Source organism: Xenophilus sp. (genome assembly GCF_044462705.1).
GTDB classification, from domain to species: Bacteria; Pseudomonadota; Gammaproteobacteria; order Burkholderiales; family Burkholderiaceae_C; genus Xenophilus; species Xenophilus azovorans.
On sequence record NZ_JBIQNC010000236.1, the window covers coordinates 1 to 6803 of the forward strand.

Consider the following 6803-nt stretch of genomic DNA (forward strand, 5'->3'; position numbering starts at 1 on the left):
GCCGCCGGCGCCGATCTCCGCGCCCGGCTCGCGCTCCATCAGCGCCCGCACGGCGTCGGCCGGGGCGAGGCGGCCGTCCAGCAGCGCCACCACGCCCTCGGCGATGGGCATGTCCACGCCCAGGTGGCGGGCCCGCTGCACCACGGTGCGAGCGCAGTAGACGCCCTCGGCCACGTGGCCCAGCGACTCGACCGCCTGCGCGAGCGTGCGCCCCTCGGCCAGCAGCAGGCCCACCCGCCGGTTGCGCGACAGGTCGCCGGTGGCGGTGAGCACCAGGTCGCCCAGGCCGGACAGGCCCATGAAGGTCTCGGGCCGCGCGCCCAGCGCCACGCCCAGCCGGGTCATCTCGGCCAGCCCGCGGGTGATGAGCGCGGCGCGCGCGTTCAGCCCCAGCGCCAGCCCGTCGGCCAGGCCGGTGGCGATGGCCAGCACGTTCTTGACCGCACCGCCGACCTCCACGCCGACCAGGTCGTCGTTCGCGTAGACGCGCAGCGTGGGGCCGTGGAAGGCCGCGACCAGCGCGTCGCGCACGCCGGCGTCGGCGCTGGCCGCCACCAGCGCGGTGGGCTGGCCGCGCGCGACCTCCTGCGCGAAGCTGGGGCCGCTGAGCACGCCGCAGCGCAGTCCCGGCGCGACCTGCGCCTGGACCTCGTGCGCCAGCAGGCCCTGCCCGGCGCCGCCGGCCGGCTCCACGCCCTTGCACAGCCAGGCGACCGGCATGCGCAGCGCGTGCAGCGCCGCCAGCAGTTCGCGCAGCGCCGCCATGGGGGTGGCGACGATGACCAGGTCGGCCGCCTGCGCGAGCGCCTCGGGCGCGCCGCCGCGCACCTCGAGCGCCGCCGGGAAGGGGATGTCGGGAAGGTAGCGCGCGTTGCTGCGCGCCTGGGCCATCGCGGCGACCTGCCGGTCGTCGCGCGCCCAGAGGGTCACGCCGTGTGCCGCCGTGGGGTGGCTGGCGGCGCTGATGGCCAGCGCCGAGCCCCAGGCGCCGGCGCCGAGCACGCAGATGCGCATCGGCGTCGCGGAAGCGGTGTTACTGGGCGTTGGCCGGCACGCCCTCGCCGGCCGCCTGCGCCTGCTGCTGCTCGTACATGGCCTGGAAGTTGATCTCGGCCAGGTGCACGGGCGGGAAGCCGCCGCGCTGGACGACATCGGCCACGTTGCCGCGCAGGTAGGGGTAGACGATCTGCGGGCAGGCGATGCCCAGGATCGGGCCCATCTGGTCGTCGGGCAGGTTGCGGATCTCGAAGATGCCGGCCTGCTTGGCCTCGACCAGGAACACGGTGCGGTCGTCGATCTTGGTCTGCACGGTGGCCGAGACGCACACCTCGAAGATGCCCTCGGCCACGTTCTGGGCCTCCACGCCGAGCTGGATGTCGACGGTGGGCTGGGTCTGCTCCAGCAGGATGGCCGGGGAGTTCGGCTGCTCCAGCGAGAGGTCCTTCAGGTACACGCGCTGGATCTGGAATACGGGGTCTGCGGCTTGCTGGTCGGCCATGGTGTGTCTGTGTCGGTCGGAGGGATCGGGACGCGGCAGCCTGGGGCTGCGCGGCGCGCCCGAAGAAGGGTGAATCGCGGATTATCGCCTGCGGGTCTCAAGAAGACGCCGGGCCGCTCCCGAGTCTTCTTGTCCCCCTCGGGGGTCGGGGGACGGACCGGGCGCAGCCCGGCCCTGGGGGCGCTCAGGCCGCGCCGCCCTGCAGCAGGGGCTCGAGCCCGCCGCGGCCGTCCAGGGCGATCAGGTCGTCGCAGCCGCCCACATGGGTGTCGCCGATGAAGATCTGCGGCACGGTGCGGCGGCGGGTGAGTTCCATCATCTGCTGCCGGGCGGCGGGGTCGGCGTCGACGCGGATCTCCTCGATCTGCTCCACCCCTTTGGATTGGAGGATCTGCTTGGCGCGGATGCAGTACGGGCAGACCGCGGTGGTGTACATCTTGACGGATTGCATGGCGCTGGGCTCTCAGGTGTTCTCGACGGGCAGGTTAGCCTCTTTCCACGCCTTGAGCCCGCCGGCCACGGCCTGGGCCTTCTCGTAGCCCAGCTTCTTGGCGATGGCCACCGCACGCGACGCGCGGTTGCCGCCGGCGCAGATCAGCAGCAGCGGCACGCCCTTGTTCTTGACGGCGCCGGGCAGCTTCGCCTCGAACTGCTCCAGCGGCAGGTTGCGTGCGCCAACCGGGTGGCCGGCGGCATATTCCTGGGGGTCGCGCACGTCCACCAGCACGCCTTTTTCGCGGTTGATGAGCTGCACCGCGCCCTGCACCGACAGGCTGCCCTGGCCGGCGCCGCGCAGCATCGGCCAGAACAGCATGCCGCCGGAGCTCAGGGCGATGAGGATCAGGACCCAGTTGTCGACAAGGAATTTCACAGGGGGCGCTCGGGAGTGGCAAAGCCGGCAATTCTAAAATGCCGCGTTTTCCCTTCCTCCAACGAAAAGGCCTCCATGCACAAACTGGTGCTGATCCGCCATGGCGAGTCGACCTGGAATCTCGAGAACCGCTTCACCGGCTGGACGGACGTGGACCTCACGCCCACCGGCATCGAGCAGGCCAGGCAGGCCGGCCGGCTTCTCCTGGCCGAGGGCTACGACTTCGACGTGGCCTACACCAGCGTGCTCAAGCGCGCCACGCGCACGCTGTGGCACGTGCTGGACGAACTGGACCGCACCTGGCTGCCGGTGATCCATTCCTGGCGCCTGAACGAGCGCCACTACGGCGCGCTGCAAGGCCTGAACAAGGCCGACATGGCCAAGGAATACGGCGACGAGCAGGTGCTGGTCTGGCGCCGCAGCTACGACACGCCGCCGCCGGCGCTCGAGCCCAGCGACCCGCGCAGCGAGCGCGGCGACGTGCGCTACGCCAAGCTCTCGCCCGAGCAGGTGCCGCTGACCGAGTGCCTGAAGGACACGGTGGCGCGCGTGCTGCCGTTCTGGAACGAGTCGATGGCGCCGGCCATCCGCGCCGGCCGCCGCATCGTGGTGGCAGCGCACGGCAACTCGATCCGGGCGCTGGTGAAGTACCTGGACGGCATCTCCGACAGCGACATCGTGGGCCTGAACATCCCCAACGGCATCCCGCTGGTCTACGAGCTGGACGACGACCTCAAGCCGCTGCGCCACTACTACCTGGGCGACGCGGCGGCCGCCGAGAAGGCCGCTGCGGCGGTGGCCTCGCAGGGCCGGGCCTGAGGCCGGGCGCCGGATACGTCCGACCGTTGCGCGGGGCTACGGAACCGCGGTCGCGAACTTGTTTCCAAGCTGTGTATATTGACCTGAACAGGTCGCCAGAAGGAACCCCATGGGCCAGAAACTGAAGATCACCGGCTGGGTCGCCGCGGGCGCCGTGGCCGGTGCGCTGACCACCGTATCGCTGCAGACGGTGGCGCGCGGCGCGCTCGCGCCGCTGCCGCTGGAAGAATTGCAGCAGCTCGCCGCGGTGTTCGGCATGATCAAGAGCGACTACGTCGAGCCGGTGGACGAGAAGAAGCTCATCTCCGATGCCATCTCCGGCATGGTCGCCGGGCTGGACCCGCACTCGCAGTACTTCGACAAGAAGGCCTTCAAGGAATTCCGCGAGGGCACCACCGGCCGCTTCGTCGGCGTGGGCATCGAGATCACGCAGGAAGACGGCCTGGTCAAGATCGTCTCGCCCATCGAGGGCTCGCCGGCCTTCCGCGCGGGCCTGAAGACGGGCGACCTGATCACCAAGATCGACGACACCGCGGTCAAGGGCCTGACGCTGAACGAGGCCGTCAAGCGCATGCGCGGCGAGGCCGGCACCAAGGTGCTGCTGACCATCTTCCGCAAGGACGAGAGCCGCACCTTCCCGGTGACCATCACGCGCGAGGAAATCCGCACCCAGTCGGTGCGCGGCAAGGTGATCGAGCCGGGCTACGGCTGGATCCGCATCTCGCAGTTCCAGGAGCGCACGGTCGACGACTTCGTCAAGAAGGCCGAGGAGATCTACAAGCAGGAGCCCAACCTCAAGGGCCTGGTGCTCGACCTGCGCAACGACCCGGGCGGCCTGCTCGACGCGGCGGTGGCGGTGTCGGCCGCCTTCCTGCCGGCGCAATCCACCGTCGTCACCACCGACGGCCAGCTCGCCGAGAGCAAGCAGGTCTACAAGGCCATTCCCGAGGACTACCAGCGCCGCGCCGGCTCCGATCCGCTGCGCGGCCTGCCGGCGGCGCTCAAGACGGTGCCGCTGGTGGTGCTGGTCAACGAAGGCTCGGCCTCGGCCAGCGAGATCGTGGCCGGCGCCCTGCAGGACCACAAGCGCGCCACCGTCATGGGCAGCCAGACCTTCGGCAAGGGCTCGGTGCAGACGGTGCGCCCGCTCGGCCCCGACACCGGCCTGAAGATCACCACCGCCCGCTACTACACGCCCAGCGGTGCTTCGATCCAGGCCAAGGGCATCGTGCCCAACGTGCTGGTGGACGAGAGCGCCGAGGGCAGTCCCTACGCCGCGCTGCGCATGCGCGAGGCCGACCTGGAGAAGCACCTGTCCAGCGGCCAGGGCCCCGAGGTGAAGGACCCGGAGCGCGAGAAGGCGCGCGACGAGGCCCGCAAGCGCCTGGAGGAAGAGGCCAAGAAGCCGCCGCAGGACCGCAAGACGCCCGAGTTCGGCACCGACAAGGACTTCCCGCTGATCCAGGCGCTGAACCAGCTCAAGGGCCAGACGGTGGTCGTGAGCAAGACGCAGGTGATCGTCGAGAACAAGGAAGAGAAGAAGGACAACTGAGGACGGCGTCCTCGCCCGCCCGCGCCGCATCGGCCTCCCCCGGGAGGCCGATCGCGCTTTGAGGGCCCGCGCCGCCAAGCCACCATGGACGACGAGCAACTGCTGCGCTATTCGCGCCACATCCTGCTGGAGGAATTCGGCATCGACGGCCAGGAGCGCCTGGCCGCGGCGCATGCGCTGGTGATCGGCGCCGGCGGCCTGGGCTCGCCCGTGGCGCTGTACCTGGCGGCCGCCGGCGTGGGCCGCATCACGCTGGTGGACGACGACGAGGTCGACCTGACCAACCTGCAGCGCCAGATCGCCCACACCACCGCCCGTGTCGGCCAGGCCAAGGTCGCCTCGGCCGCCGCCGCCATGGCCGCCATCAACCCGGCGGTGCAGGTCGCCGCCGAGGTCGCGCGCGCCGACGCCGCCCTGCTCGATCGCCTGGTGCCCACAGCCGACGTGGTGCTGGACTGCAGCGACAACTACGCCACCCGCCACGCCATCAACGCCGCCTGCGTGCGCCACCGCAGGCCGCTGGTGGCCGGCGCGGCGATCCGCTTCGACGGGCAGTTGAGCGTGTACGACCTGCGCGGCGACGCCTCGCCCTGCTACGCGTGCCTCTTCCCGCCCGATGCCGCCTTCGAGGAGACGCGCTGCGCCGTGCTGGGCGTGTTCGCGCCGGTGGTCGGCACCATCGGCACGCTGCAGGCGCACGAGGCGCTGAAGCTGCTGGCCGGCGGCATCGGCGAATCGCTGGCGGGGCGGCTGCTCATGTTCGACGGCCGCGGCAGCCGCTTCGAGACGCTGCAGGTCGCGCGCGATCCCGGCTGCCCGGTGTGCGGACACCGGCATCCGGGCTGAAGGGAATTCTCAGGGGCTCACGCCCGCGGCGGGCGTGGCGCCGGCCTCCGCGGCCCCGCTCAGCCAGCGCAGTTCGGCCGGGCCCGCCTCGCCGTGCATCACCACGACGGCGGCCACCAGCGCCAGCACGCTGGCGAGGACGAAGATGCCGAACCCTTTCCTCATCACCGCTCCTGGATGGATTGAACGCCGTGGACGGGCACGCTTTCCGTCCCATCCGGCAGAGCCTACCCGGATCCCGGAGCCCGCGTTGTCGGCGGTCTCCTACGACTTCAAGCCATGCGCGCTTGCATTGCAACCCGGCAGGGCCTCGGTAGCATCCACGCCATGTGTTCTCGGTGGTGGCGATGGGGTCTTTCTGCGTACCTGAAGAGGAAATCAGCACCGGAGCGCGTGCCATGATCGGGCGGCTTCACACGTACATCGTGGAAGACAACCAGACCATCCGCGAGAACCTCGTGGGCACGCTGGAAGAGCTGACCCACGTGAGCGCGATCGGCTTCGCCGAGACCGAGCAGGAGGCACGCCGCTGGCTCGACGAGAACGCCGGCACCTGGCAACTGGCCATCGTCGACCTCTTCCTCAAGCAGGGCAGCGGGCTGGGCGTGCTGCAGGCCTGCATGGGCCGGCAGCCCAACCAGAAGGTCGTGGTGCTGAGCAACTACGCCACCCCGGACATCCGCAGGCGCTGCGCCCAGTTGGGCGTGGATGCCGTGTTCGACAAATCCAACGAGATCGACGCGCTGGTGGAGTTCTGCCTCGCGCATGGCCAGGCAAGTCCGTCGCCCGACGCCGCCCGGGGCGCCGACGCCTGAAGGCCCAAAAGAGGTGCGGTGTCCCGCGTCAGTCGATCAGCTTGTTCTTCAGCGCGTAGTAGGTCAGGTCGCTGTTGGAGGAGAGGTTCATCTTCTCCATCAGCCGCGTGCGGTAGGTGCTGACCGTCTTGACCGACAGCGACAGCGTCTTGGCGATCTCCCCCGCCGTCTCCCCCTTGGCCAGCTTGAGGAAGACCTGGAACTCCCGCTCCGAGAGCTGCTCGTGCGGCGCCGCGTCGTCCTTGCGCTCCAGCTGCCGCGCCAGCAGCTCGGCCACCGCGGGCGTGATGTAGCGCTTGCCCAGCGCGATGGTGCGGATGGCGTTGACGATCTCGATCGGCTCGCATTCCTTGTTGAGGTAGCCGCTGGCGCCCTGGCGGATCAGGTTCATGGCGTAGTGCT

Annotated in this window: 10 protein-coding genes; 4 read left to right on the plus strand and 6 right to left on the minus strand. The window is 70.4% G+C overall.

From position 1 onward, the window contains the following. The 4 genes from ACIY1X_RS23240 to ACIY1X_RS23255 all read right to left on the minus strand — a co-directional run. Nucleotides 1-1014 (minus strand): NAD(P)H-dependent glycerol-3-phosphate dehydrogenase (locus ACIY1X_RS23240; protein WP_399685214.1); only part of this gene is annotated, 1014 nt, incomplete at its 3' end. Nucleotides 1015-1033: 19 nt separating this feature from the next. Then, a complete protein-coding gene (gene secB, locus ACIY1X_RS23245; RefSeq protein ID WP_038210882.1) occupies nucleotides 1034-1498 on the minus strand; it encodes a protein-export chaperone SecB in 465 nt (154 codons plus the stop codon). Nucleotides 1499-1682: 184 nt separating this feature from the next. Further along, nucleotides 1683-1949, minus strand: a complete 267-nt coding sequence (gene grxC / locus ACIY1X_RS23250) for a glutaredoxin 3 (RefSeq protein ID WP_399685217.1) — start codon at nucleotides 1947-1949, stop codon at nucleotides 1683-1685. 12 nt (nucleotides 1950-1961) lie between these two features. Beyond that, nucleotides 1962-2369 (minus strand): rhodanese-like domain-containing protein, encoded by a 408-nt coding sequence (locus ACIY1X_RS23255; RefSeq protein WP_399685219.1) that lies wholly within the window; start codon nucleotides 2367-2369, stop codon nucleotides 1962-1964. Nucleotides 2370-2444: 75 nt separating this feature from the next. Here ACIY1X_RS23255 and gpmA point away from each other — a divergent pair, with 75 nt between their 5' ends. The 3 genes from gpmA to ACIY1X_RS23270 all read left to right on the plus strand — a co-directional run bounded on the left by gpmA (nucleotide 2445) and on the right by ACIY1X_RS23270 (nucleotide 5586). Then, complete coding sequence (gene gpmA / locus ACIY1X_RS23260) at nucleotides 2445-3188, plus strand: 2,3-diphosphoglycerate-dependent phosphoglycerate mutase (protein ID WP_399685221.1); 744 nt, start codon at nucleotides 2445-2447, stop codon at nucleotides 3186-3188. Nucleotides 3189-3297: 109 nt separating this feature from the next. Then, nucleotides 3298-4740: a S41 family peptidase gene (locus ACIY1X_RS23265; protein ID WP_399685223.1), complete on the plus strand. Its 1443-nt coding sequence runs from the start codon at nucleotides 3298-3300 to the stop codon at nucleotides 4738-4740. Nucleotides 4741-4824: 84 nt separating this feature from the next. Next, nucleotides 4825-5586: a HesA/MoeB/ThiF family protein gene (locus ACIY1X_RS23270; protein WP_399685225.1), complete on the plus strand. Its 762-nt coding sequence runs from the start codon at nucleotides 4825-4827 to the stop codon at nucleotides 5584-5586. Between the two features lie 9 nt (nucleotides 5587-5595). Here ACIY1X_RS23270 and ACIY1X_RS23275 read toward each other — a convergent pair whose 3' ends face one another. After that, entirely contained in the window at nucleotides 5596-5751 is a 156-nt protein-coding gene (locus tag ACIY1X_RS23275; RefSeq protein ID WP_399685228.1) for a hypothetical protein, read from the minus strand. A gap of 233 nt (nucleotides 5752-5984) precedes the next feature. Here ACIY1X_RS23275 and ACIY1X_RS23280 point away from each other — a divergent pair, with 233 nt between their 5' ends. After that, a complete protein-coding gene (locus ACIY1X_RS23280; RefSeq protein ID WP_399685229.1) occupies nucleotides 5985-6401 on the plus strand; it encodes a response regulator in 417 nt (138 codons plus the stop codon). Nucleotides 6402-6429: 28 nt separating this feature from the next. Here the strand turns inward: ACIY1X_RS23280 and ACIY1X_RS23285 are convergent. Further along, nucleotides 6430-6803 (minus strand): LuxR C-terminal-related transcriptional regulator (locus ACIY1X_RS23285; RefSeq protein WP_399685232.1); only part of this gene is annotated, 374 nt, incomplete at its 5' end.

Excerpts from the sequence above, each read along its gene's own strand:
- secB (WP_038210882.1), bottom strand. The coding sequence starts at position 1,498 with ATGGCCGACCAGCAAGCCGCAGACCCCGTATTCCAGATCCAGCGCGTG.
- grxC (WP_399685217.1), bottom strand. The coding sequence starts at position 1,949 with ATGCAATCCGTCAAGATGTACACCACCGCGGTCTGCCCGTACTGCATC.
- gpmA (WP_399685221.1), top strand. The coding sequence starts at position 2,445 with ATGCACAAACTGGTGCTGATCCGCCATGGCGAGTCGACCTGGAATCTC.
- ACIY1X_RS23265 (WP_399685223.1), top strand. The coding sequence starts at position 3,298 with ATGGGCCAGAAACTGAAGATCACCGGCTGGGTCGCCGCGGGCGCCGTG.
- ACIY1X_RS23270 (WP_399685225.1), top strand. The coding sequence starts at position 4,825 with ATGGACGACGAGCAACTGCTGCGCTATTCGCGCCACATCCTGCTGGAG.
- ACIY1X_RS23275 (WP_399685228.1), bottom strand. The coding sequence starts at position 5,751 with ATGAGGAAAGGGTTCGGCATCTTCGTCCTCGCCAGCGTGCTGGCGCTG.
- ACIY1X_RS23280 (WP_399685229.1), top strand. The coding sequence starts at position 5,985 with ATGATCGGGCGGCTTCACACGTACATCGTGGAAGACAACCAGACCATC.